This window comes from Bradyrhizobium sp. HKCCYLRH1034 (assembly GCF_051168375.1).
In the GTDB taxonomy this organism is placed as follows: domain Bacteria; phylum Pseudomonadota; class Alphaproteobacteria; order Rhizobiales; family Xanthobacteraceae; genus Bradyrhizobium.
Map to the genome: position 1 here is coordinate 571,541 of NZ_JBNPUW010000002.1, position 25,487 is coordinate 597,027.

22 protein-coding genes are annotated in these 25,487 nt (G+C 67.2%); 20 read left to right on the forward strand and 2 right to left on the reverse strand.

Features of this window, described 5'->3' with window-relative positions; genetic code table 11:
* Nucleotides 1-13: 13 nt before the first annotated feature.
* The 4 genes from ACQR0W_RS06450 to ACQR0W_RS06465 all read left to right on the forward strand — a co-directional run bounded on the left by ACQR0W_RS06450 (nucleotide 14) and on the right by ACQR0W_RS06465 (nucleotide 5,152).
* Nucleotides 14-1,045 (forward strand): ABC transporter permease, encoded by a 1,032-nt coding sequence (locus tag ACQR0W_RS06450; protein WP_434840613.1) that lies wholly within the window; start codon nucleotides 14-16, stop codon nucleotides 1,043-1,045.
* A gap of 2 nt (nucleotides 1,046-1,047) precedes the next feature.
* Nucleotides 1,048-1,908 carry an ABC transporter permease gene (locus tag ACQR0W_RS06455; protein WP_316201152.1) on the forward strand — a complete coding sequence of 287 codons (861 nt, stop codon included), beginning with the start codon at nucleotides 1,048-1,050 and terminating at the stop codon, nucleotides 1,906-1,908.
* A 46-nt stretch (nucleotides 1,909-1,954) separates the two neighbouring features.
* On the forward strand, nucleotides 1,955-3,616 hold the full coding sequence (gene nikE / locus ACQR0W_RS06460; RefSeq protein ID WP_316171560.1) for an ABC transporter ATP-binding protein: 1,662 nt from the start codon (nucleotides 1,955-1,957) through the stop codon (nucleotides 3,614-3,616).
* A gap of 120 nt (nucleotides 3,617-3,736) precedes the next feature.
* Entirely contained in the window at nucleotides 3,737-5,152 is a 1,416-nt protein-coding gene (locus ACQR0W_RS06465) for an FAD-binding oxidoreductase (protein ID WP_316171561.1), read from the forward strand.
* On the opposite strand, the gene ACQR0W_RS06470 is transcribed toward ACQR0W_RS06465, so the two are convergent.
* Together ACQR0W_RS06470 and ACQR0W_RS06475 are read right to left on the reverse strand one after the other, a co-directional pair.
* Nucleotides 5,091-6,677 carry a mannitol dehydrogenase family protein gene (locus ACQR0W_RS06470; protein WP_316171562.1) on the reverse strand — a complete coding sequence of 529 codons (1,587 nt, stop codon included), beginning with the start codon at nucleotides 6,675-6,677 and terminating at the stop codon, nucleotides 5,091-5,093. The genes ACQR0W_RS06465 and ACQR0W_RS06470 overlap by 62 nt on opposite strands.
* Nucleotides 6,678-6,686: 9 nt before the next feature.
* Nucleotides 6,687-7,697: a Zn-dependent oxidoreductase gene (locus ACQR0W_RS06475; RefSeq protein WP_434840614.1), complete on the reverse strand. Its 1,011-nt coding sequence runs from the start codon at nucleotides 7,695-7,697 to the stop codon at nucleotides 6,687-6,689.
* Nucleotides 7,698-7,871: 174 nt separating this feature from the next.
* Between ACQR0W_RS06475 and ACQR0W_RS06480 the strand changes: the two genes are divergently transcribed.
* From ACQR0W_RS06480 to ACQR0W_RS06555, 16 genes are all read left to right on the forward strand, one after another.
* A complete protein-coding gene (locus ACQR0W_RS06480; RefSeq protein ID WP_316171564.1) occupies nucleotides 7,872-8,888 on the forward strand; it encodes a TRAP transporter substrate-binding protein in 1,017 nt (338 codons plus the stop codon).
* 72 nt (nucleotides 8,889-8,960) lie between these two features.
* Nucleotides 8,961-10,823: a TRAP transporter large permease gene (locus ACQR0W_RS06485; RefSeq protein WP_315750325.1), complete on the forward strand. Its 1,863-nt coding sequence runs from the start codon at nucleotides 8,961-8,963 to the stop codon at nucleotides 10,821-10,823.
* A gap of 18 nt (nucleotides 10,824-10,841) precedes the next feature.
* The gene (locus ACQR0W_RS06490) at nucleotides 10,842-11,567 is read left to right on the forward strand and encodes a GntR family transcriptional regulator (protein ID WP_315718189.1); all 726 of its coding nucleotides are present in this window, start codon (nucleotides 10,842-10,844) and stop codon (nucleotides 11,565-11,567) included.
* A 33-nt stretch (nucleotides 11,568-11,600) separates the two neighbouring features.
* Nucleotides 11,601-12,797 carry a mannonate dehydratase gene (gene uxuA / locus ACQR0W_RS06495; RefSeq protein WP_316171565.1) on the forward strand — a complete coding sequence of 399 codons (1,197 nt, stop codon included), beginning with the start codon at nucleotides 11,601-11,603 and terminating at the stop codon, nucleotides 12,795-12,797.
* 83 nt (nucleotides 12,798-12,880) lie between these two features.
* Nucleotides 12,881-13,648 (forward strand): glucose 1-dehydrogenase, encoded by a 768-nt coding sequence (locus tag ACQR0W_RS06500; RefSeq protein WP_315750327.1) that lies wholly within the window; start codon nucleotides 12,881-12,883, stop codon nucleotides 13,646-13,648.
* Nucleotides 13,649-13,681: 33 nt separating this feature from the next.
* The gene (locus tag ACQR0W_RS06505; RefSeq protein WP_316171566.1) at nucleotides 13,682-14,713 is read left to right on the forward strand and encodes an L-idonate 5-dehydrogenase; all 1,032 of its coding nucleotides are present in this window, start codon (nucleotides 13,682-13,684) and stop codon (nucleotides 14,711-14,713) included.
* A gap of 17 nt (nucleotides 14,714-14,730) precedes the next feature.
* A complete protein-coding gene (locus tag ACQR0W_RS06510) occupies nucleotides 14,731-15,657 on the forward strand; it encodes a sugar kinase (protein ID WP_316171568.1) in 927 nt (308 codons plus the stop codon).
* Nucleotides 15,654-16,298 carry a bifunctional 4-hydroxy-2-oxoglutarate aldolase/2-dehydro-3-deoxy-phosphogluconate aldolase gene (gene eda / locus ACQR0W_RS06515; RefSeq protein WP_316171569.1) on the forward strand — a complete coding sequence of 215 codons (645 nt, stop codon included), beginning with the start codon at nucleotides 15,654-15,656 and terminating at the stop codon, nucleotides 16,296-16,298. Before ACQR0W_RS06510 ends, eda begins: the two co-directional genes overlap by 4 nt.
* A gap of 241 nt (nucleotides 16,299-16,539) precedes the next feature.
* A complete protein-coding gene (gene ytfQ, locus ACQR0W_RS06520; protein ID WP_315718196.1) occupies nucleotides 16,540-17,505 on the forward strand; it encodes a galactofuranose ABC transporter, galactofuranose-binding protein YtfQ in 966 nt (321 codons plus the stop codon).
* A gap of 109 nt (nucleotides 17,506-17,614) precedes the next feature.
* Entirely contained in the window at nucleotides 17,615-19,165 is a 1,551-nt protein-coding gene (locus tag ACQR0W_RS06525) for a sugar ABC transporter ATP-binding protein (protein WP_316171570.1), read from the forward strand.
* A complete protein-coding gene (locus ACQR0W_RS06530) occupies nucleotides 19,162-20,154 on the forward strand; it encodes an ABC transporter permease (RefSeq protein ID WP_316171571.1) in 993 nt (330 codons plus the stop codon). Before ACQR0W_RS06525 ends, ACQR0W_RS06530 begins: the two co-directional genes overlap by 4 nt.
* On the forward strand, nucleotides 20,151-21,146 hold the full coding sequence (yjfF, locus tag ACQR0W_RS06535; protein ID WP_316171572.1) for a galactofuranose ABC transporter, permease protein YjfF: 996 nt from the start codon (nucleotides 20,151-20,153) through the stop codon (nucleotides 21,144-21,146). Before ACQR0W_RS06530 ends, yjfF begins: the two co-directional genes overlap by 4 nt.
* On the forward strand, nucleotides 21,143-21,886 hold the full coding sequence (locus ACQR0W_RS06540) for a FadR/GntR family transcriptional regulator (RefSeq protein WP_315827042.1): 744 nt from the start codon (nucleotides 21,143-21,145) through the stop codon (nucleotides 21,884-21,886). Before yjfF ends, ACQR0W_RS06540 begins: the two co-directional genes overlap by 4 nt.
* Nucleotides 21,883-23,619 (forward strand): IlvD/Edd family dehydratase, encoded by a 1,737-nt coding sequence (locus ACQR0W_RS06545; protein WP_316171573.1) that lies wholly within the window; start codon nucleotides 21,883-21,885, stop codon nucleotides 23,617-23,619. The genes ACQR0W_RS06540 and ACQR0W_RS06545 overlap by 4 nt, the downstream gene beginning before the upstream one ends.
* A 9-nt stretch (nucleotides 23,620-23,628) precedes the next feature.
* Nucleotides 23,629-24,558, forward strand: a complete 930-nt coding sequence (locus ACQR0W_RS06550; protein ID WP_315750333.1) for a dihydrodipicolinate synthase family protein — start codon at nucleotides 23,629-23,631, stop codon at nucleotides 24,556-24,558.
* A 2-nt stretch (nucleotides 24,559-24,560) separates the two neighbouring features.
* On the forward strand, nucleotides 24,561-25,487 hold the full coding sequence (locus tag ACQR0W_RS06555; RefSeq protein ID WP_315750334.1) for a Gfo/Idh/MocA family protein: 927 nt from the start codon (nucleotides 24,561-24,563) through the stop codon (nucleotides 25,485-25,487).

Below are 25,487 nucleotides of genomic sequence, written 5' to 3' on the forward strand. Positions count from 1 at the left end.
ACGGCTGATAACCATGGGCACGATCGGCGCAACCTTGGCTCGGGCGGGACGACGCTTCATCTCGTCGCTGCCGGCGCTGTTCGGGGTCCTGGTCTTCACCTTCCTGCTGATGCGCGTGCTGCCGGGGGATCCGGCCGTGTTCTTCGCCTCCGGCCCCAATGCCGGCCAGGAGGAGATCGAGGTCATCCGCCGGCAGCTCGGGCTCGACAAGCCGCTGCCGAACCAGCTCGCGATCTATCTCTACGACGTCGGCCGCGGCAATCTCGGCCGCTCGATGATGACCGGGCAGGCGGTCGCCAAGGATCTTAAGGAGCGGCTGCCGGCCTCGCTCGAATTGACCCTGACGGCGCTGCTGATCGCGCTGGTGTCGGCGGTGCCGCTCGGCGTGCTGGCTGCGCTGCGGCCCGGCTCGCTGGTCGATCATGGCGTGCGGCTATTCTGCTCGCTCGGCGTCTGCGTTCCGACCTTCGTCTCCGGTCTGCTGCTGATCTACGTGTTCTATTATCTGCTCGGCCTGGCGCCGGACCCCACGGGCCGCATCGATATCTTCGCCACGCTGCCGCCGTCGCGGACCGGCTTCCTGATCATCGACTTCCTGCTCGCCGGCGATGTCGAGGGCTGGTGGGCGGCGGCCCGGCAGCTGATGCTGCCGGCACTGACCATGGCGCTGTTCGTAATCGCGCCGCTGGCGCGGATCACCCGAGCCTCGATGCTGGTGTCGCTCGGCAGCGACTTCGTGCGTACGGCGCGCTCAGTCGGGCTGTCGTGGTGGCGCATCGTCGTGACCTATGCGCTGAGGAACGCGATCCTGCCGGTCATCACCATCGCCGGGATCGTGTTCTCGACCATGCTCGGCGCCAATGTGCTGGTGGAGAAGGTGTTCTCCTGGCCGGGCGTCGCCTCCTACGCGCTCGATGCGCTGCTGGTCTCCGACTACGCGCCGGTGCAGGGCTTCGTGCTGCTGATGGCGACGATCTTCGTGATCGTCAATCTGCTGGTCGATGTGCTCTATGGCATCGCCGATCCCAGGGCGACGGTGGCGTGAGCATGAGCACCATCGAGACCTCATCGACCCTGCGCCACACTGCCTTCGTGCTGCGCGGCAATCCGGTCACCGCCGTCGCGGCTGGCGGTGCGCTGCTGCTGGCGCTGATCGCGATCTTTGCGCCGTGGCTCGCGCCCTATGATCCGGTCGTCTCCGACGTACCGCAGGCGCTGCAGCCGCCGAGCGCGGCGCACTGGTTCGGCACCGACCAGCTCGGTCGCGATGTGCTCAGCCGCCTGATCGTCGCGAGCCGGCTCGACCTCACGATCGCGGTGACGGCGGTTGCTGTGTCCTTCGCGCTCGGCTCGGTGATCGGTGCACTCTGCGGCTATGCCGGCGGCCGGCTCGACAAGGCGGTCGGCCGCTTCGTCGACGTGCTGATGGCGTTCCCGCTGTTCGTGCTGGCGATGGCGATGGTCGCCGCACTCGGCAACCGGGTCGAGAACATCGTGATCGCGACCGCGATCATCAACCTGCCGTTCTACATCCGCTTCGCGCGCGCCGAGGTGAACATCCGCCGCAACCTCGGCTGGGTCGAGGCCGCGCGCGCCTGTGGCGAGAGCCATGTCGCTGTCGTGCTGCGCTTCCTGCTGCCGAACGTGCTGCCGGCGATGGCGGTGCAGATGTCGCTCAATCTCGGCTGGGCGATCCTCAATGCCGCGGGCCTCTCCTTCATCGGCCTCGGCGTCAAGCCGCCGACGCCGGAATGGGGCATCATGGTCGCCGAGGGCGCGCGCTTCATCTCCACCGGGCGCTGGTGGCTGGTGGCGTTTCCCGGACTTGCGCTGATGAGCGCGGTGCTGTGCTTCAATCTGCTCGGCGACGGCCTGCGCGATATCCTCGATCCCCGGATGCGCACATGACGGGCGAATTGAAGATGATCAGCGTGGCGCATCCGAGGATGAGAACGTGAGCGCACCGCTGCTCGAGGTCGAGAACCTCAAGGTCTCCTTCTCCACCCGCCGTGGCATCGTCGAGGCCGTGCGCGGCGTGTCTCTTTCGCTGGCACCGGGTGAGATGCTTGGCCTCGTCGGCGAGAGCGGCTCCGGCAAATCGGTGACCGGCTTTGCCATCACCCATCTGCTCGACAAGGCCGGCCGCATCACCGACGGCCGGATCCGCTTCAAGGGCCAGGACATCACCCGCGCCGGCGGCGCCGATCTGCGCAGCCTGCATGGTGCTGCGATGGCGATGATCTTCCAGAACCCGCGCGCGGCGCTCAATCCCATCCGCACCGTCGGCCAGCAGATTGCGGATGCGATCCTTGCGCATAGACGGCTGTCGCGGCAGGAGGCGCAGGCCGAGGCGCTGCAACTCTTGAAGGCCGTGCAGATCCGCGATCCCGAGCGGCGCATGAGCGCCTATCCGCATGAGCTCTCCGGCGGCATGTGCCAGCGGGTGATGATCGCGATCGCGATCTCCTGCAGCCCGCAGCTGCTGATCGCGGACGAGCCGACCACCGGCCTCGACGTCACCACGCAGAAGGTGGTGATGGACCTGCTCGCTCATATCGCCGCCGACCGCGGCATGGCGACGATCCTGATCACGCATGATCTCGGGCTGGCCGCGCGCTACTGCGCGCGCGTCGTGGTGATGGAGCAGGGCAGGCTGGTCGAGGAGGCCGAGCCGCTCACGCTGTTCCATCGGCCGCAGCACCCCTACACCAAACGGCTGGTCGCGGCGTCGCCGACGGCGACCTCGCGCATTGAGGATCTGGTGCCGGACGGCGAGCGCATTCCGTTGGTCGCGGTGACGGAGCTGCCGCCTCCGCCGCACGGCACGCCGCTGCTGCTCGACGTCAGGACTGTCAGCAAGCGTTTCGACGACGGCACCGTGGGCGTCGCGGACTTCTCGATGACCATGCGCGGCGGCGAGAGCGTCGGCCTGGTCGGCGAGAGTGGTTCCGGCAAGAGCACGACGTCGCGCATGATCTGCCGGCTGATCGATGCCAGCGCCGGCGAGATCCTGTTCGACGGCCAGTCGATCGGCCAGATCCCGGCGCGCGACTTCCACCGTTCCGAGCTGCGCAAGGACATCCAGATCGTCTTCCAGGATCCGAACGACAGCCTCAATCCGCGCTACACGGCGTTCGACTGCATCGCCCATCCGCTGCTGCGACTGATGAACATGCGCTCAGGCGACAGACTGCGCCGGCGGGTCGAGGAGTGCGCCGAGCGTGTCGGCCTGCCGCGCGAGCTGCTGTCGCGCTTTCCGCATCAGCTCTCTGGCGGGCAGAAGGCGCGCGTCGGAATCGCCCGCGCCATCGCCTGCCGGCCGCGTCTGCTGGTGCTGGACGAGCCGACCGCGGCGCTCGACGTCTCCGTGCAGGCCGTGGTGCTGCAGCTCCTGAACCGGCTTCGGCGCGAGGACAACCTCGCCTTTCTGTTCGTCAGCCACGATCTCAATGTCGTGCGCATGATGTGCGACCGCACCATCGTGCTGCGCACAGGCCTCATCATCGAGCAGGGCGAGAGCCGGGCGCTGTTCGCCAATCCGCAGACCGACTACACGCGCGAGCTGGTCGATGCCGTTCCGCATATCGACCCGCCGATGGCGCTGGCACCGGCCTGATCCTCACCCATAACAATCGATTATGGATGGCGGACAACTTGGTATTGGGGCCGCGATCGGCGGAGCTGTTAGTTTGTGCGCATCGCCATCTCAGGTCATCAAAGGGTTGGATCGCGCGTCATGACGGTGCTGATCGAAAGGCTGCAGAGCGCCGTCGGCGCAGCGCATGTTCTCGTCGCAGCCGAAGATCAGGCGCCGTATCTGCGCGACTGGCTGGGCAAGTATCGTGGCGCTGCCATCGCCGTCGTGCGTCCTGCGTCGACGGCAGAGGTCGCCGCGGTCATGGCGGCCTGCGCCGAGGCCCGCGTCGCCGTGGTGCCGCAGGGCGGCCACACGAGCCTGTCCGGCGGCGCGACACCCGATGCGAGCGGCGGAGCGATCGTGCTGTCGCTGGCGCGGATGAACCGCGTCCGCGCGCTCGATCCCATCGGCCAGACCATGGTGGTCGATGCCGGCGTCGTGCTGGCGAAGGTGCAGGAGGCCGCCGGCGCGGCCGGCCTGCTGTTTCCACTCAGCCTCGGGTCCGAGGGGAGCTGCACCGTCGGCGGCAATCTCGCGGCCAACGCCGGCGGCGTCGCCGTGTTAAGGTATGGCGTGATGCGCGAGCTGACTCTCGGGCTCGAAGTGGTGCTGCCGGATGGCCGCATCTGGGACGGGCTGCGCAGCCTTCGCAAGGACAACACCGGCTATGCGCTGCGCGATCTCTTCATCGGCTCGGAAGGCACGATCGGCATCATCACCGGCGCCGTGCTCAAGCTGTTCCCGCAGCCGACGGCGCGCGCGACTGCGTTCGTCGCAGTCCCCGATGCGGCCGCCGCGCTGAAGCTTCTACAGTTGTCGCGCGCTCATTGCGGCGATCGCCTCACTGCATTCGAATTCCTGACCTCGGCGACGCTCGACATGATCCTGTGCCAGATCCCGGATGCGCGGCTGCCGTTCACGGCGCTGCCCGACGCAGCGGTGCTGATCGAGCTCAGCGACATCAGCGACGAGCCCGCGCTGACGGCGCGTCTCGAAACCGCGCTAGCTCAGGCGATGGCGGAAGGACTTGCCTCCGACGCCGTCGTGGCCCAGGACGGCATCCAGGCCAAGGCGTTCTGGCGCGTACGCGAGAGCGTGTCCGAGGCGCTGGTGCGCGAAGGCAAGGCGCTGAAGCACGACGTCGCGGTGCCCGTGGCCGAGATCGCCGATTTCGTCGGTGTCATGGATGCGGCGGTCGACGCCGCGCTGCCCGGCATCCGTCCCATGGTGTTCGGCCATCTCGGCGACGGCAATCTGCACTACAATCTGATGCGGCCGCTCGACATCAGCGAGGACGAGTTTGACGGGCACGGTCCGCGGATCACTCGCCTCGTCCATGACGAGATCACCCGTCGCCGCGGCTCGATCAGCGCCGAGCATGGCATCGGCCAGCTCCGCACCGCGGAGATGCCGCTGTGCAAGCCAGCGCTCGAGCTCGAGCTGATGCGTCAGCTCAAGCGCGCGCTCGATCCGCATGGTCTGATGAACCCGGGCAAGCTGCTGCCGAATGTGTAGTCGGTGCTGACGTCGCGTTCGCCCAATCAGGACCGGTGTGACGTCCGCCTGGGTTCTGCAGGGTCTGCGCGACAGTCGCACGGGTTCCGTTCAGGAAGAGGCTGTCGAGTGCTGCCTCAACGGCGCCCGTGAAGCGAGGATTGTTCGGCAGCTCGGTGCCGAACACCGATGTGACCGACAACAATGCAGGCGCAAGCCGGCCCGCAACCGGGCCGGCGTCATCCGCCAGGGCCCGCAGTCTGTCCGCCAGCGGGTCGCGCAGCGCGATCGGCTGGCGGTGTTCGTCGGTGCCGCTGACGTAGCGCATCCACCCGGCGACGGCGAGCGCGAGGCGGGTGATCGGCTGGCCGCGGGCGAGCCGGTCGCTGATGGTGCCGAGCAGGCGCTGCGGCAGCTTCTGCGAGCCGTCCATCGCGATCTGCGCTGTCAGATGCTTCAGCGCCGGATTGCGGAAGCGTTGCAGCAGTGCGGCGCGATAGGCTGTCACGTCGAAGCCGCCGGGCGCGGGCAGAGTCGGCGTGACCTCGTCGCACATCATGTCCTCGACGAGGCCGGCGAGGTCGGGCTCGGCCATGGCCGCGGCCACCGTCTCGCAGCCCATGAGATAGCCGAGATAGGCGATCGTCGAGTGCGCGCCGTTGAGCAGCCGCAGCTTCATCAGCTCGAACGGCGCGACGTCGCGGACGAACTGCGCGCCGCTGATGTCCCACGCCGGGCGATCGCCGCCGAAATCATCCTCGATGACCCATTGGCTGAACGGCTCGGTGACGACGGGCCATGCATCGTCGAGGCCGAGCGCGGTGCTGACATCAGCGCGGTCGGCGTCGGTGGTGGCCGGCACGATGCGATCGACCATGGTCGAGGGGAAGCGGACCTCGTCGGCGATCCAGCGGGCGAGGTCGCGGTCAACCAGCTCGGCGAAGGCGATGACGAGGCCGCGCAGGGTATGGCCATTGGCCGGAAGATTGTCGCAGGCCTGCACCGTGTAGGGCGGCAGGCCCTGCTGCCGCCGCAGCCGCAGGCCGCCGACGATGAATCCGAGCGTGCTGCGAGGATGCGTCAGGTGACCGCTGTCGTGACGGATGTCGGGATCATCGGCGCGCAGCGTGCCGGTCGCCGGATCGTGGTTGTAGCCCTTCTCAGTCACCGTGGTGGAAACGATGCGCACGGTGGGATCGGCGAGGCGTGCGAGCAGGCCGGCCGGATCCTCCGGCGCGACCGCAAGGCCGGTGAGCGCGCCGATGACGCGCCGCTGCTGGCCGGCGCCGTCGCTCGCGGTCACGCTGTAGAGCCCGCCTTGCGGCGCGAGCGCGTCGCGCGTGTCGGGCGAGCGCAGGGAGATGCCGAGGATGCCCCAGCGCGGATCGTCCTTGAGCAGCGCATCCGTGTAGACCGCCTGGTGGCCGCGATGGAAGGCGCCGAGGCCGAGATGGACGATGCCGGTCGCGACCGCCGTGCGATCGTAGTCCGGCTTGAGGATGCCGGCAGGCAGGCGGTGGAGCGTGGCGGGGCTGAGGCGGTCCATATCGGGACCTTAAAAGATCAGCTGCACTTTGCAGCATTCGGTCTGGTTATGCTCGAATGTGTCGAACGCAGTGGCGTAGGCGTCGAGCCCGTAGCGATGGGTGATCAGGCGCTCCGGCTGCAAGATGCCGCGCGCGAACCAGTCGATCACCTTGGCGAACTTGCCGCTGTTGAGCCTGCTAGCGTGGATGGCGAGCTCCTTGGCCGTGACCTTCTGCTGCACGATGGTCGAGGGCTCCGCCGAAAAGCCGAGCAGGCCGATGCGTGCGGCGGGCGAGGCGATCTCGATCGCTTCGGCGAGAATGGCGGGATGGCACGCGGCATCGATGATCAGTGTTGGCCTCACGCCGGCATCCGCGAGCGCTGCGGGCAGGGCGGTGTTTGCCGTGTTGATGACGCGGTCGGCGCCGTTGCGCTGGGCGGCTTCGAGCCGCGAATCGATGCGGTCGGTGACGATCAGCTGCTTCACGCCGTAGACGTGCTTGAGCACCTGGATCACGGTCAGCCCGATCGGCCCGGCGCCATAGACCAGCGCGACGTCGGAAGCGAACACGCGCGTATGATCGGTGATGTTGGCGGCGATCGAGAACGGCTCGACCAGCGGCGCCTTGTCGTCGTCGACGCTGCCCGGCAGCAGATGCGCGTTTGCGGCCGGTACGCAGGCATATTCCGAAAAGCCGCCGTCGCGGTGGACGCCGAGCACGGCGAGTTCAGCGCAGACATTGGGGCGGCCGACCGAGCAGGGATAGCAATGGCCGCAGGCGACGACGGGGTCGACCACCGCGCGGGCGCCAAGCTTGGCGTCGACGCCGTCGCCGAGCTTGTCGATGCGGCCAAAGAATTCGTGGCCGATCACGCGCGGATAGCGCGCGAACGGGTTGCTGCCGTGCAGGATATGGATGTCGGAGCCGCAGATGCCGGCCCGCTCGACCTTGATGCGGAGCTCGCCCGCGGCGGGCTTAGGGACAGGGCGCGTTTCGATCGACAGGCGGCCGGGCCGCTCCACCACGAGGCTCTTCACGCGTCCCTCCATCCCCTTCAGTGCTCATCTCGATCGCGAGCCGGCGTCGTATAGCAACCTCACAACTTGGATACAAGTTATCTATTGAAACCTATTTTGGTATCCCTTATAGGCTTCGGTTACAGGAATGACATACAAAAGGCCCCACAGCGGGCCGGCAGGGGAGGTTTGCCAATGTCTTCAGCCACATCCATGTCCCGTCGAAGCTTCGTCGGCACCGCGCTCGCGGGGGCCTCAGCCCTGGCGTTTGGACCGGCCCACGCCCAATCCGCGAAGTATCGCCTGCGTTACGGCACGGCGTTTCCCGCCACCCATCCCGGCGTCGTCCGCATCATCGAGGCGTCCGAGCTCATCAAGAAGCAGACCAATGGCCTAGTCGACCTGCAGGTCTATCCGAACAGCCAGCTCGGCAGCGAGCCCGACATGTTCTCGCAGGTGCGCAGCGGCGCGCTCGACTTCATGTCGACGTCAGGTGTGAACCAGACGGTGGTGCCGATCGGCGGGATCAATGCGGTGGCGTTCGCGTTCGAGAGTTACGACCAGGTGTGGTCGGCGATGGACGGCGATCTCGGCAACCATGTGCGCGGCGAGTTCGCCAAGGTCGGCCTGCACGTGCTCCCGAAATGCCTCGACAATGGCTATCGCAACATCACCTCCGGCGCCAAGCCGATCGCCTCGCCCGACGATCTCAAGGGCTTCAAGATCCGCGTGCCCGGCAATCCGTTGTGGGTGACGCTGTTCAAGACGCTCGGCGCGGCTCCGACGCCGATCAATTTCGGCGAGCTCTATGCGGCCCTGCAGACCCGCATCGTCGACGGCCAGGAGAATCCGCTGGCGCTGATCCAGAGCGCCAAGCTCTACGAGGTGCAGAAGTACATCGCGCTATCAGGCCATATCTGGGACGGCCACTACATCTTCGCCAATGCAGCGCGCTGGAATGTCATGCCTGCCGACGTCCGTGACGCCATCACCGCGGCGCTGTCGGAGGCCGCCGTCAAGGAGCGCCAGGACATCCAGAGCTTCAACGAGAAGGCGCAGGCGGACATGCAGTCCGCCGGCGTGACCTTCAACAAGGTCGACACCAAGCCGTTCCGCGACGCGCTGCGCACCGCCGGCTTCTACACCGAGTGGAAGACCAAGTTCGGCGCCGAGGCGTGGGGCCTGCTGGAGAAATCGGTCGGCCAGCTCTGAGCGAGCTGCCGTTGCATCCCTGATGCATGTCCGCATGCGCGGACATCAGCAGGATCTTGCGGGGAGGGTGGAATGGCCGTTGACATGACCGCGACGACCTCGGTGCCGTCGCATGGTGCCTTTGCGCGTTTCGATCATCTGCTAGGCCGCGCCGTCGAGGCGCTGGCCGCCGCGATCGTGGTCGCCGAATTGGTCCTGCTCGGTGCGGCCACGGCCGCGCGCTACGTGTTCAATGCTCCGCTGATCTGGTCCGACGAACTCGCCACCGTGCTGTTCGTGTGGCTGGCGATGCTCGGCGCCGTCGTCGCATTGCGACGCGCCGAGCACATGCGGCTCACCGCCTTCGTCCGCAATCTGTCGCCGGCGTGGCGGGCGCGCACCGACGCGCTCGGCCTGATGCTGGTCTGCACCGTGCTGGTCGCGCTGGTGATGCCGTCCTGGCACCACCTCGAAAGCCACCTGATCAGCCAGATGCCCGTGCTCGAGATCAGCGAAGGCTATCGCGAGGCCGCGATGCTGGTCGGCGTGCTGCTGATGCTGCTCACCGCGGTCGACCGGCTGATCCAGCAGGCGAGCCTCATGCAGATCGTCGGCGCTCTGGCCCTGGTGCTCGCCGGTGCAGGGGCGCTCTATGCGGCCGCACCTGTGCTGGAGGATCTCGGCAACTACAATCTGTTCATCTTCTTCTTTGTGCTCGTCGCCAGCGCCATGGTGATCGGCACGCCGATCGCCTTCACCTTCCTGCTCGCCACCGTGGCCTATCTGCATTTCAGCACGACCGTGCCGGTCCTGATCGTTCCTGGCCGGGTCAGCGAGGGCATGTCGCACATGGTGCTGCTGGCGGTGCCGATGTTCGTGCTGCTGGGTGCGCTGATCGAGATCGCCGGGCTGGCGCGGGCGATGATCCTGTTCCTGGTTTCGCTCATCGGCCATCTGCGCGGCGGCCTGCAATATGTGCTGCTCGGCGCGATGTACCTGGTCTCCGGCATCTCCGGCGCCAAGGCGGCCGACATGGCCGCGGTTGCGCCGGCGCTGTTTCCCGAGATGAAGCAGCGCGGCAGCTCGGAAGGTGACCTGGTGTCGCTACTGTCGGCCTCGGCCGTTATGTCGGAAACGATCCCGCCCTCGATCGTGCTGATCACGGTCGGATCGGTGACGGGCGTGTCGATCGCGGCGCTGTTCACCGGCGGGCTGCTGCCGGCGGTGGTCGGCCTGATCGCACTCTCCGTCGTCGTCTTCCTGCAGACGCGCAAGGAGGACATGAGCGGCGCGCAGCGTTTCGATGCCAAGACGCGGCTGCGGCTGTTTGCGATCTCTATTCCCGGTCTCGGTCTGCCGATCGTGATCCGCTCGGCTGTCGTCGAGGGCGTCGCCACCGCGACCGAGGTCGCGACGATCGGCGTCATCTACACCGTGCTGGTCGGCATCTTCGTCTATCGCCAGTTCGACTGGAAGCGGGTGTATCCCATCCTGGTCGATACGGCCTCGCTGTCCGGCGCTATCCTGCTGGTGGTGGGGGCTGCGACCGGCATGGCCTGGGCGCTGACCCAGTCCGGCTTCTCGCAGCAGCTCGTCGACCTCATGGTGGCCGCGCCCGGCGGCCGCTGGGGCTTCCTGCTGATTTCGGCGCTCGCCTTCGTCGTGCTCGGCAGCGTGCTCGAGGGCGTGCCGGCGGTGGTGCTGTTCGGGCCGCTGCTGTTCCCGATCGCGCGCATGATGGGCGTGCACGAGGTGCACTACGCCATCATCGCGGTGTTCGCGATGGGTCTCGGCCTGTTCACGCCGCCTTTCGGCGTCGGCTTCTATCTCGCTTGCGCCATCGGCCGCGCCTCGCCGGACGAGGTCATCCGCCACGTCTGGCCGCATCTCGCCGCACTCGTCGTTGCGCTGCTCTTGATCGTGTTCCTGCCATGGATCTCGATCGGCTTCCTGTGAATCGGGTAGACTGCCGTCATGGATGACGATCTGACACCGCTGACACGACTGGACGGCAAGGCCGGCCGGCGGCTCGCCGACCAGGTCTACGAGCGGCTGCTCGAGGACATCGTCTCCGGCGCGCTGCCGCCGGGCACGCCGATGGCCGAACTCGATCTGTGCGAGCGGCTCGGCGTCAGCCGCACGCCGGTGCGCGAGGCGCTGATCAAGCTCGCCGATGTAGACCTCGTGCGCATCTATCCGCAAAGCGGCAGCGTGGTGGCGCCGGTGTCGCGCGAGGCGTTCGGCGAGGCGCAGTTCATCCGCGAGCATCTCGAATGTGCGCTGGTTGCCGAGGCCGTCCGCTACATCGATGCGACGGCGCTGCGCGAGCTGACCGAGCTGATCGACAAGCAGAAGGCGGCGGCGACGCCGGCGGAGTTCTACGTCCATGACGAGGCGTTCCATCAGACGATTGCCCGCACCAGCCGGCATCCCCATGTCTGGCAGGTGATCCGTCAGACCAAGATCCATTTCGACCGCGTCCGCCATCTGACCTTGATCGAGGATGCCGGCCATATTCCGCTCCTGATCGCGCAGCATCAGGAGATCCTGGACGGGCTGGCCGCCTGCAACGAGGCCCAGGCGGTCGCGGCGATGCGCCGGCATCTGCGCGAGGTGTTTCGCCGCGCTGACGGCATTTTTGCCCGGCAGGAGGAGATGTCGCAGGCCGAACCGCGCACGCGGGCACGGCGGCGGCGCTGATCGCGCGCTTGATTCATTCTGGAAGGTGACGACATGGAACAGACGTGGCGCTGGTTCGGACCCGATGATCCCATCACCTTGCCGCAGGTTCGCCAGACCGGCGCGACCGGCATCGTGACGGCGCTGCATCACATTCCCTACGGCGTGGTGTGGAGCACCGATGAGATCATCAGGCGCATCGGCTTGATCGAAGGCGATTCATCGCTGCGGCTGCGCTGGAGCGTGGTCGAGAGCCTGCCGGTCTCCGAGGCCATCAAGCTGGGCGAGGGCGATCTGACGTCCTTGTTCGACAACTACCGCCAGTCGCTGCGCAACCTCGCCGCCTGCGGCGTCACCACCGTCTGCTACAATTTCATGGCGGTGCTGGACTGGACCCGCACCGAGCTCGCCTTCCGCCTGCCGGGCGGCGCCACCGCGCTCCGCTTCGACATGGATCGCCTGGCGGCGTTCGACTGCTACATCCTGCAGCGGCCCGGCGCCGAGGCGGAATTCTCCTCCGACGTGCTCGACCGCGCCAGGGCCTGGGTGGCGCAGGCCTCCGAAGCCGACAAGGACCGGCTGCTCGCGACCATCATGGCCGGGTTGCCCGGCGCCTATGACCGCTATGACGTGCCCGGCCTGCGCCGCATGCTGGAGAAATATCGCGGCATCGGCCATGCCGAGCTGCGCGCCAACTACGCGCGCTTCCTGCGCGAGGTGGTGCCGGTGGCGGAGGAGTACGGTGTCAGCCTGTGCGTCCATCCCGACGATCCGCCGCGCGACCTGTTCGGCCTGCCGCGCGTGGTGTCGTCAGCCGAGGATCTGCAGTTCATCGTCGATGCCGTCCCGTCGAAGGCCAATGGCATCACGTTCTGCACCGGCGCGCTCGGCGCCGGCGGCCACAACAACGTGCCGCGGCTTGCCGAGCGGTTCGCCCCGCACATCCGCTTCGTCCATCTGCGCAACGTCACCAAGATGCTCGACGGCTCGTTCATGGAGGCCGAGCATCTGCGCGGCGATGTCGACATGGTTGCGATCGTGACGACGCTGCTCAAGGAGCAGGCGCGCCGCAAGGCCGAGGGCGATCCGGACTGGCGGATACCGTTCCGCCCCGATCACGGTCATGAGCTGGTCGACGACATCGGCCGCCGCACGCATCCCGGCTATCCGCTGGTCGGCCGGCTCAAGGGCCTCGCCGAGATCCGCGGGGTGATGACCGCTGTCGCGGCCATTAACCGTCTCCCGGTTTGATCGGCAGGGCCGGATAACGCGCTTGTCAGCGCGCTGTCCGTCAACGAGGATGCCAGCCGGAACGTCGTCCACGAGTTGAACAGATGTCGACCTCACTCTTCGATCTCTCCGGCAAGACCGCGCTGGTGACCGGCTCCTCCCGCGGCCTCGGCCGCGCCATTGCCGAAGGCTTTGCCAAGGCCGGGGCGCGGCTCGTCATCAACGGCACCGACCCGGCGCGCACGCTGGCGGCGGCGGAAGAATTCCGCGCCGCGGGCCATCAGGCCGAGGCCTGCCCGTTCGACGTGACCGATGAGCAGGCCGTGGTCAGCGCCTTCGCGCGTTTCGATGACCAGGGGATCGCGATCGACATCCTCGTCAACAATGCCGGCATCCAGCACCGCAAGCCGCTGGTCGAGTTCACCACCGACGAGTGGCGCCGCGTCATCGAGACCAACCTCACCAGCGCGTTCGTGATCGGGCGCGAGGCCGCCAAGCGGATGATTCCGCGCAACAGCGGCAAGATCATCAACATCGGCTCGCTCGGCAGCGAGCTGGCAAGGCCGACGATCGGGCCCTACACCACGGCCAAGGGCGGCATCCGCAACCTGACCCGCGCGATGGCCGTCGAATGGGCCGCGCACGGCATCCAGGCCAATGCGATCGGTCCCGGCTACATGCTGACCGACATGAACCAGGCGCTGATGAGCAACCCCGACTTCAACAACTGGCTGATGTCGCGCGTCCCGGCGAAGCGCTGGGGTCGTCCCGACGAACTGGTCGGCACCGCGATCTTCCTGGCCTCCGACGCGTCGACCTATGTCAACGGCCAGACCATCTATGTCGATGGCGGCATGCTGGCGGCGATGTAGGATCGCGGAAGACACGAGACAGGGAGGCCGGCCATGCGTGCGGTCGTCATTCACGCGCCGAAAGATCTGCGCATCGACAGCTTTCCCGATCCGGCGCCGGGACCCGGCGAGGTCCGGGTCAAGATCGAGGCCGGCGGCATCTGCGGCTCGGATCTGCATTACTACCATCATGGCGGCTTCGGCACGGTCCGCATCAAGCAGCCGATGGCGCTGGGTCATGAGATCGCAGGCCACGTCGCCGCGGTCGGTGCCGGCGTGACCGGCCTCGCCGAGGGCACGCGCGTCGCCGTCAATCCGAGCCTGCCGTGCAGCAAATGCGCCTATTGCCGCGAGGGGCGGCACAACCAGTGCCTGGACATGCGCTTCATGGGCAGCGCGATGCGCGATCCCCACGTGCAGGGCGGCTTCCGCGAGTTCGTCACCGTGGATGCCTCGCAGGCGGTGCCGATCGCGCCGTCGTTGTCGCTGGGAGAGGCCGCGATGGCCGAGCCGCTGTCGGTCTGCCTGCATGCCGCGCACCAGGCCGGTTCGCTGCTCGGCAAGCGCGTGCTGGTGACCGGCTGCGGCCCGATCGGAGCGCTGTCGATCCTGGTCGCGCGTTACGGCGGCGCAGCCGAGATCGTGGCGACCGACGTCGCCGACGCGCCGCTTGCGATGGCGCGCACGCTCGGCGCCAGCCATGCGTTCAATGTCGGGGCGGAGCCGTCGGCGCTCGATCCGTGGCGGAGCGGGAAGGGCACGTTCGACGTGCTGTTCGAGGCCTCCGGCAACCAGGCCGCCCTGCGGGCGGCGCTCGACGTCATGAGGCCCGGCGGCGTCATCGTCCAGCTTGGGCTCGGCGGCGAGATGACCTTGCCGGTCAACACGCTGGTCACGAAGGAGCTGCAATTGCGCGGCACGTTCCGGTTCGACCGCGAATTCGAGCTGGCGCTGCGGCTGATGGGCGAGGGGCTGCTGGACGTCAAGCCGCTGATCTCGGCTGCGCTGCCATTCGAGCAGGCGGTCGCCGCCTTCGAGCTCGCCAGCGATCGAAGCCGGTCGATGAAGGTTCATTTGACGTTTTGATGGATGGATTGACGCCGATGAAAGTCGCCTGCATCGGAGAGTGCATGGTGGAGTTTGCGCAGGAGGACGGCTCGCTGTTCCGGCGCGGCTTCGGCGGCGACACGCTCAACACGGCGCTCTATCTGGCCCGGCTCGGCGTGCCCACCTCCTACGTCACGGCGCTCGGCGATGATCCCTTGAGCGCTATGATGCTGGCGGCCTGGCAGGCCGAGGGCATCGACACCTCGGAGGTGCTGCAGGTCGAGGGCCGCGTGCCCGGCCTGTACATGATCGAGCGCGATGCCCGGGGCGAGCGCAGCTTCCTCTATTGGCGCGACCGCGCGCCGGCGCGCGAGCTGTTCGATCGCGCCGACCGCGACATGCTCGACAGGCTCTCCCGCTTCGACTGGATCTATCTCTCCGGCATCAGCCTCTCGCTCTATGGCGAGACCGGCAAGGCCAAGCTGCGTGAGCTCTTGACGGTGGCGCGCAAGCGCGGCGCGCGTGTGGTCTTCGACGGCAACTACCGGCCGCGCGGCTGGGCCAGCCGCGAGGTGGCGCAGCGCGCGTTCCGCGCGATCCTGCCGCTGGTCGACGTTGCGCTGCCGACGCTCGAGGATGAGCAGATGCTGTTCGGCGATGCCGACGCCTCCGTCAGCCTGCGCCGCTTCAAGGAAGCCGGGGTCGGCGAGGTCGTCGTCAAGCGCGGCGCACGCGGCTGCCTGATCCATGCCGATGGTGTGCTGGTCGACATCGCGCCGCCTGCGGTGCTCAAGCCGATCGACACCACGGCGGCCGGCGATTCCTTCAATGCGGGTTATCTCGCCGCGCGCATCAAGGGCGCGCCGCCCCGCAAGGCGGCGTTGGCCGGCCACCGGCTTGCCGGCGCCGTGATCATGGCGCCGGGAGCCGTGATCCCGGCCACCGCGATGCCGCGGGACATTCTGACGACGAGCGAGGCATGATGAACAATTTGGACAAGCGCGCGAAGCTCGATGCGGTGTTCGCTCTGGCGCCGGTGATTCCGGTGATCACGATCGAGGACGCCGCGCATGCCGTGCCGCTTGCGCGCGCGCTCGTTAGCGGCGGTCTCCGCGTCATCGAGATCACCTTGCGGACGCAGGCGGGGCTCGATGCCGCACGCGCGATCATCGATGAGGTGCCGGACGCCGTTGTCGGCATCGGCACGGTGCTGACGCCGGCGGACTACGAGCGCGCCGCCGGGCTCGGTGCAGCCTTCGCGATCAGCCCGGGCCTGTCGATCGGCCTGCTCGATGCCGCGAATGCGGGCGAAATGCCGTTCGCGCCGGGCATTCAGACCGCCTCTGATCTCATCGCCTGCGTGACGCGCGGCTATGAGCTGGTGAAGTTCTTTCCTGCGGTGCCGGCCGGTGGCCTCGCCGCGCTGGATGCGCTGGCCGGGCCGTTCCCCAACGTACGGTTCTGCCCGACGGGCGGCATCAATGCCGGCAACGCTGCGCAATGGCTGGCGCATAAGAAGGTCGTTGCGATCGGCGGCTCCTGGGTCGCCCCCGCGGCCGACATCAAGGCCGGTGCCTGGGCTGCGATCGAGCAGCGCGCCCGCGAGGCGACGAAGCTGCGTTGATCTGGCCTATCCACAACTTAAAATTTTGTTTGTGTCCGACGCTCACCTTCGGCAGCGTGGGCCCTCCGTCGGCGCCTGTCATTCTCAAAAAGTATTACAGTCAAATAATATGACTAGTCATCCCAAGTGTTCCGTGGAATAACGGACGTCACCGGCCGTCGAGGCGGGTGAATAGGTGCGTCGGCACCGCTGTTTGCGGCGGCGCATCAAAAAACAGTACCTTTTTGGGAGAGAACGTCTGATGACCCTGAAAGCCCTCTTTGCGGCCTCGGCAACGGCCGCCTTGTTGCTTGCCACGTCCGCTGGCGCCGCGGAGCTGACTGTCGGCTTCTCGCAGATCGGATCGGAGTCCGGTTGGCGCGCCGCCGAGACCTCGGTCTCGAAATCTGAAGCCGCCAAGCGCAAGATCAATCTGAAGATCGCCGACGCCCAGCAGAAGCAGGAGAACCAGATCAAGGCGATCCGCTCCTTCATCGCCCAGGGCGTGGACGCGATCTTCCTCGCGCCGGTCGTGGCCTCCGGCTGGGACGCGGTGCTGAAGGAAGCCAAGGAAGCCAAGATCCCGGTCGTGCTGCTCGACCGCGACATCGATCCCTCCGGCAAGGATCTCTATCTGACCGCCGTCACCTCCGACAGCGTGCATGAGGGCGAGGTGGCAGGCGAATGGCTCGCCAAGACGGTCGGCGGCAAGGCCTGCAACGTCGTCGAGCTGCAGGGCACGGTCGGCGCCAGTGTTGCCACCAACCGCAAGAAGGGCTTTGACGCCGTCGTCGCCAAGAACGCCAACCTGAAGGTCGTTCGCAGCCAGACCGGCGACTTCACCCGTGCCAAGGGCAAGGAGGTGATGGAAAGCTTCATCAAGGCCGAGAACGGCGGCAAGTCGATCTGCGCGGTCTATGCCCACAACGACGACATGATGGTCGGCGCCATCCAGGCGATGAAGGAAGCCGGGCTCAAGCCGGGCAAGGACATCCTGACCGTCTCGATCGACGCCGTGCCGGACATCTTCAAGGCGATCGCCGCCGGCGAAGCCAACGCCACCGTCGAGCTGACGCCGAACATGGCGGGCCCGGCGTTCGACGCAATCGTGGCCTTTAAGGAGAAGGGCACCGTTCCGCCGAAGTGGATCCAGACGGAATCGAAGCTCTACACCGCGACTGACGATCCGCAGAAGGTCTACGACAGCAAGAAGGGGCTTGGCTACTGAGCCGAAGATCTCGCCGTCGTCCTGGCTGTTGCCGGGACGACGGAAATCAATCGTGGCGCCCGCATCGCGTGCGGGCGTCGACTTCCCGGTCTTGCCCAAGTAGTTCGTCATGTCTGATCCTTCAGCTCCGCCGGCGATGCGTCCGTCTCTTCTGGAGATCCGCGGCCTCACCAAGAGCTTCGGTGCGCTCAAGGCGCTGCAGGATGTCGACTTCATGCTGGGTGAGGGCGAGATCCACGCGCTGCTCGGCGAGAATGGCGCCGGCAAGTCGACCCTGATCAAGGTCGTCACCGGCGTTTTCGCGCGGGACGCCGGCACCGTGCGGCTGGCCGATCGGGAGATCGCGCCGCGCTCGGCCAAGGACGCGGTCGATGCCGGCATCGCCACCGTCTATCAGGAAGTCAATCTGCTGCCGAACCTTTCGGTGGCGCAGAACCTGTATCTCGGCCGGCAGCCGACGCGGTTCGGCGTCGTGCGCGAGGCCGAGATGCGGCGGCGCGCGCATGCGCTGCTGCTGGATTATGGGCTGGACATCGACGTCGGCGCACCGCTTTCGAGCTATTCGGTCGCGGTCCAGCATATCACGGCGATCGCGCGCGCCGTCGATCTGTCGGCGCGCGTCCTCATTCTCGACGAGCCCACGGCGAGCCTCGACCGCCACGAGGTCGAGATTCTGTTCAAGGTGATGCGAAAGCTGGCGGCTGATGGCATCGGCATCATCTTCGTCAGCCACTTCCTCGATCAGGTCTATGAGATCTGCGACCGCGTCACGGTGCTGCGGAACGGCCGGCTGATCGGCACGCGCGAGATTGCCGATCTGCCGCGGCTCGACCTGATCCGCATGATGCTCGGGCGGGAGCTGGCCGAGACCACCCACGAACGCGCAGCGAGCCAGCCGGACAGGGCGCGCGAGGTCTGCATCAGTTTCAAGGGCTATGGCAAGCAGGGCTACCTTGCGCCGTTCGATCTCGAGCTGCGCCGCGGCGAGGTGGTCGGGCTCGCCGGCCTGCTCGGCTCCGGACGCACCGAGACGGCACGGCTCGTGTTCGGCGCCGAGCGCGCCGACAGCGGCGCGGCCACCGTCAACGGTGAGACCGTCCGGCTGAATTCGCCGCGCGATGCCGCCGGGCTCGGCTTCGGCTATTGTCCGGAAGAGCGCAAGACGGAGGGCATCGTTGCCGACCTCACCGTGCGCGAGAACATCGTGCTGGCGCTACAGGCGCGGCGCGGCCTGCACCGGCCACTGTCGCGGCGCGAGCAGGACGAGATCGCGATGCGTTACATCCGCATGCTCGACATCCGGCCGCCGGATCCGGAACGTCCGATCGGGCTGCTGTCGGGCGGCAACCAGCAGAAGGCGCTGCTGGCGCGCTGGCTCGCCACGTCGCCGAAGCTCCTCGTTCTGGACGAGCCGACGCGCGGCATCGACGTCGGGGCCCATGCCGAGATCATCCGGCTGGTGCGCGAGCTGTGCGAGCAGGGGCTGGCGCTGCTTGTGATCTCCTCCGAGCTCGACGAGATCGTGACCTATTCCAACCGCGTCATCGTGCTGCGCGACCGCGCCCATGTCGAGGAGCTGAAGGGCGACGCCGTCGAGGTCTCCAGCATTCTTGCGGCGATCGCCGCCGATGGTGAGTCTGTGCGCGAGGCCGTGTCATGACGCTTCGCATTCCCCGCCGTGGCCTGGCACAAGCGCTCGCACTGATCTTGATCCTGATCATCGATCGCGCGGTGTCGCCGCAGTTCTTCAATCTCCATCTGCAGGACGGCCGGCTGTTCGGCAGCGTCATCGACGTCCTCAACCGCGGCACGCCGGTGGCGCTGCTGTCGCTGGGCATGGTGCTCGTCATCGCGACCGGAGGCATCGACCTTTCGGTCGGTGCCGTGATGGCGATCGCGGGCGCCACCGGGGCGAGCCTCGCCGATACGCATTCGCTGCCGGTGGTCATCGGCTCCGCGCTCGCTGTCGGTCTGGTGTGCGGGCTCTGGAACGGCATCCTCGTTGCCTTCTTGCGTATCCAGCCGATCGTCGCCACGCTCATTCTGATGGTCGCAGGACGCGGCATCGCGCAGCTCATCACGGAAGGTCGGATCGTCACCTTCACCTCGCCCGATCTGGTCTGGATGGGCAACGGCGCCGTGCTCGGCCTGCCGACGCCGGTCGTGATCGCGATCGGCATGCTGCTGGTGACGGGGGCGGTCGTGCGCGGCACCGCGCTCGGGCTCTTGATCGAGGCGACCGGCGGCAACGCGCGCGCCAGCGAGCTGTCGGGCGTCGGCACCCGCGCCATGATCCTGTCGGTCTATGTCTGGTGCGGCCTCTGCGCGGCGCTCGCCGGCGTCATCGCCGCAGCCGACATCATGGGGGCGGACGCCAACAATGCCGGGCTGTGGCTCGAGCTCGATGCGATCCTCGCCGTCGTGATCGGCGGCACCTCGCTGTTTGGCGGCCGCTTCAGCCTGGTGCTGGCGGTGGCCGGCGCGCTGATCATCCAGGCCATGAACACCGGCATTTTGCTGTCGGGGTATCCGCCGGAGCTCAATCTGCTGGTCAAGGCCGTCGTCGTGCTTGCCGTGCTGCTGGCGCAATCGCCGCGGCTCGGCGATCTCTCGCGCTTCACCGCGCGCTGGCGGAGGACCAAGCCATGAAGGCCTCGACCTCGGTTGCGATCACGGCCTTCGTGCTGGTCGCCGGCTTCGCGTTGTGCGCGCTGCAGTTCCCGAACATCGCCTCGACCCGCGTCGTCGCCAACCTGCTCACCGACAACGCCTTCCTCGGCATCGTCGCGGCCGGCATGACCTTCGTCATCATCTCCGGCGGCATCGATCTGTCGGTCGGCTCGGTGATCGGCTTCACGACGGTGTTCGTGGCTCTGGCGGTCGAGCGCTGGGGCATTCCGCCGTTTGCCGCGTTCGCAATGGTGCTCGTGCTGTGCGCGCTGTTCGGCGCCGCGATGGGGGCGGTCATTCACGTATTTGAGCTGCCGCCCTTCATCGTGACGCTCGCGGGCATGTTCCTGGCGCGCGGCGTCAGCTTCCTGCTGTCGACCGAGTCGATTCCGATCACCGCTCCGATCTACAGTGCCGTCTCCGACTTTGCGATCCGGCTGCCAGGCGGCGGACGGCTCACCGCGATCGCGATTGCGATGCTCGTGATCCTGGTGCTCTGCGCGTTGCTGCTGCATTTGACCCGGTTCGGCGCCAACGTCTACGCGCTCGGCGGCAGCCGTGTGGCGACAGCCCTGATGGGCATTCCGGTCGGGCCGATGACGATCCGCATCTATATGCTGTCGAGCGTGCTTGCGGGCCTCGCCGGCATCGTCTTCTCGTTCTACACCGCGGCCGGCTACTCGCTCTCGGCCGTCGGCGTCGAGCTCGATACAATCGCGGCCGTGGTGATCGGCGGAACCTTGTTGACGGGCGGACAAGGCTCGGTCATCGGCACCTTCCTTGGCGTCCTGATCCAGGGCATGATCCAGACCTACATCAACTTCGACGGCACGCTGTCGAGCTGGTGGACCAAGATCGCCACGGGGGTTCTGTTGTTCGTCTTCATTGCGTTGCAACAAGGTCTGATGGCGCTCGCGCGCCGCTCATCCGTCAAGCCCGCAGGGGCCAAGCCGATGGGGGCGCCGACATGACGACGTCGCACATCGTCTCGATTCCGACCCGGCGCGCGCATTCCAACCATGCCGAGGTCGCCCGCAGCATCGGCATCGACATCATCTCCGGCCGACTGGCCGAGGGGGCGCGGCTGCCGGGTGATGCCGAGCTGACCGCGACCTTCGGCGTCTCACGGCCGGTGCTGCGCGAGAGCGTGAAGACCCTCGTTGCAAAAGGTCTGCTGTCGACCAAGGCCCGCGTCGGCACCGTGGTGCGCGGACGCTCGGACTGGAACATGTTCGATCCCGACGTGCTCGCCTGGCACCTCGACGCGGGCATCGACAAGCGCTTCCTCGCCGACCTCGCCGAGATCCGGTTGGCGATCGAGCCGCGCGCCGCGGCGCTCGCGGCGGAACGCCGTACGGATGACGACGTCGCGGCGATGCGCAAGGCGATGGCGCAGATGGAGCGCGAGCCATCGACATCGGTGGCTTTCGCCGAGGCTGATCTTGCGCTGCACATCGCGGTCGCCAACGCCTCGGGCAATCCCTTCATGCGCTCGATCGGCGCTGTCATCGAGGCCGCGTTGCGCGCCTCGTTCGTCCTGAGCGCCCCGATCGAGACCGCCGATCGCGACACCGTGCTGGTCTGGCACCAGCGCATCATCGACGCGATCGCCGATGGAGACGCCGAGGGCGCCTCCGAGGCCATGATCGAAGTCATCTACAACGGCCGGCGGCGCCATGCCCAGTCGGCTGCACGAACGGACCGGGAATGAGCAACGACAACGAGAAGAAGACGCTGCGGAGCCAGGCGTGGTTCGGCCGCCAGGACAAGATGGGCTTCTATTATCGCTCGTTCCTGAAGAACAGCGGCACGCCGCAGGATCGCTTCGAGGGCCGTCCGGTCATCGGCATCTGCAACACCTGGTCGGAGCTGACACCCTGCAACGCGCATTTCCGCGTCATCGCCGAGCATGTCCGCCAGGGCGTGCTCGATGCCGGCGGCTATCCGCTGGAGTTTCCGGTCTCCTCGCTCGGCGAGGTGACGATGCGCCCCACCGCGATGCTGTTCCGTAACCTCGCTTCGATGGATGTCGAGGAGGCGATCCGCGCCCACCCGCTCGACGGCGTCGTGCTGCTGATGGGCTGTGACAAGACCACGCCGGCGCTCTTGATGGGCGCCGCCTCGGCCAACCTGCCTGCGATCGGTGTTTCAGGCGGGCCACAACTGCGCGGCGTCTATCGTGGCCAGATCATCGGCTCCGGTACCAACATCATCTCGATGAGCGAGCAGCTGCGTGCCGGCGAGATCACGCTGAAGGAATTCCACGAGGCCGAGGCCGGCATGAACCGCTCCGCCGGCAGCTGCATGACCATGGGCACGGCCTCGACGATGGCCTCGATGGTCGAGGCGCTCGGCATCGGCTTGCCGGAAAATGCGGCGATTCCGGCTGCGGATGCGCGGCGCAACCTGCTGGCCCGCATGGCCGGACGGCGCATCGTCCAGATGGTCGGCGAGGATCTCAAGCCGTCGGATATCCTGACGCGCCAGGCGTTCGAGAACGCGATCCGCACGCTGGCCGCGATCGGCGGCTCGACCAATGCCGTCGTGCATCTGCTCGCGATCGCCGGCCGTGTCGGCGTCGAGCTGACGCTCGATGATTTCGATCGGCTCTGCCGCGACGTGCATTGCCTGGTCGACCTGATGCCGTCGGGCCGCTTCCTGATGGAGGACTTCTATTACGCCGGCGGCCTGCCGGCGGTGCTGCGTGCGCTCGGCGAGCGCGGCCTGCTGCACAAGGACGCGCGCACCGTCAACGGCAAGACGTTGTGGGACAATGTCGCCGAGGCTCCGAACTGGAACGCCGAGGTCATCACACCGTTCGAGACCCCGTTCAAGACGGAAGCCGGCATCGCCATTCTCACCGGCAATCTCGCCCCCAACGGCGCTGTCATCAAGCCGTCGGCGGCCTCGCCGGAACTGATGAACCATACGGGACGCGCGGTCGTGTTCGAGAGCGTCGAGGAGATGCATGACGCGGTCGACGACGACAATCTCGACATCGATGCGTCCTGCATCATGGTGCTGAAGAACTGCGGGCCGAAGGGCTATCCGGGCATGGCCGAGGTCGGCAACATGCCGCTGCCTGCGAAAGTGCTGCGTCAGGGCGTGCGCGACATGATCCGCATCTCCGATGCGCGCATGTCCGGCACGGCCTACGGCACGGTGGTGCTGCATGTCGCGCCGGAGGCTACCGTCGGCGGGCCGCTGGCGCTGGTGAGGAACGGCGACATGATCACGCTCGACGTCGCCGCGCGCCGGCTGCATCTGCATGTCAGCGACGAGGAACTGGCCGCACGCCGCGCCGCCTGGACGCCGCCGAAGCCGCATGCGGCCCGCGGCTATCAGAAGCTCTACATCGATCACGTGCTGCAGGCCGATCGCGGCGTCGATTTCGATTTCCTCGTCGGCCGCACCGGCTCGCCCGTGCCGCGCGACAATCACTGAGAGGGGCCCATGACCGCTTCCGCCAAAAAGCTCTACAAGGGAGTCTTCCCGGTGGCGCCGACCGTGTTCGACGCCGACGGCCGTCTCGACCTCGAAGGCCAGAAGCGAGCGATCGACTTCATGATCGATGCCGGCTCGCACGGCATCTGCATCCTCGCCAATTTCTCCGAGCAGTTCGTGCTGACCGATGACGAGCGCGATCTGGTGATGACCACGGTGCTGGAGCATGTTGCCGGCCGCGTGCCGATCATCGTCACCACGACGCATTTCTCGACCTTTGTCTGCGCCGAGCGTTCGCGCCGGGCGCAGGAGAAGGGCGCTGCCATGGTCATGGTGATGCCGCCCTATCACGGCGCGACCTTCCGCGTGCCGGACACCTCGATCTATGAATTCTATCGCGGCGTCTCCGACGCGATCTCGATCCCGATCATGGTGCAGGACGCACCGGTCGCCGGCACGCCGCTATCGGTGCCGTTCTTGGCGCGCATGGCCAAGGAGATCGAGAACCTCGCTTATTTCAAGATCGAAGTGCCGCGTGCGGCCGACAAGTTGCGCGCGCTGATCGAGGCAGGCGGCCCGGCGATCGAAGGTCCGTGGGACGGCGAGGAGGCAATCACCCTGATGGCCGATCTCGACGCGGGCGCCACCGGCGCGATGACCGGCGGCGGCTATCCCGATGGCATTCGCAGGATCATCGATCCGTATTTCGCGGGCGACCGCGAGGCCGCGGCGGCGGCCTATGAGCGCTGGCTGCCGCTGATCAACTACGAGAACCGGCAGTGCGGGCTTGCCACCTGCAAGATCCTGATGAAGGCGGGCGGCGTGATCCGCCACGACACGCTGCGAGCGCCGCAGCCGCCAATTCATCCGGCGACCCAGAAGGGACTGATCGAGATTGCGCGCCGGCTCGACCCAGTCGTGCTGCGCTGGGGACGCTAGAGATGAGTGAGCTTCGTGTCGCCATCGTCGGCTTCGGTAAGATCGCCAGGGATCAGCACGTGCCGGCGATCGCCGCCACCGAGGGCGTGACCCTGACGGCGGTGGCGAGCCGCAACGCCTCTCTGCCAGGCCTGCCGCATTTCGGCACCATCGAGGAGCTGCTGCGCGAGGGGCCGGAGATCGACGCCGTCTCGCTATGCACGCCGCCGCAGGTGCGCCGCGCGCAGGCGCAGGCCGCGCTCGAGGCCGGCAAGCACGTGATGCTGGAAAAGCCGCCGGGTGCGGCGGTCAGCGAGCTCGATCCATTGATCGCGCTCGCGGCTGCCAAGCAGCGCACGCTGTTCGCGACCTGGCATTCGCGCTATGCGCCGGCCGTCGAGCCGGCGCGCGCGTGGCTGTCGTCGCGTCAGATCCGCAGCGTGCGGATCGACTGGAAGGAGGACGTGCGCGTCTGGCATCCCGGACAGGCCTGGATCTGGGAGCCGGGCGGGCTCGGCGTGTTCGATCCGGGGATCAACGCGCTGTCGATCTTGACCCGCATCCTGCCCGAGCCGGTGTTCCTGACCGAGGCCGAACTGTCGTTTCCGTCCAACCGCCAGGCGCCGATCGCGGCCAACCTGTCACTGTCGACAGCCAGCGACCTGCCGATCGCGGCCGAGTTCGACTTCCGCCAGACCGGGCCGCAGAGCTGGGACATCCGGATCGAGACCGACGCCGGGCAGTTGAAGCTGTCGCTCGGCGGCGCGCGGATGACCGCGGACGATCAGCCGATGGTCGACGAGAAGGAACGCGAATATCCCGGCCTCTATCGTCGCTTCGTCGAACTGACGAAGACCGGCGCGAGCGACGTCGATCTTGCGCCGCTGCGGCTGGTGGCCGATGCGTTCCTGCTCGGCCGCCGGCAATTCGTCGAGCCGTTCGAGGACTAG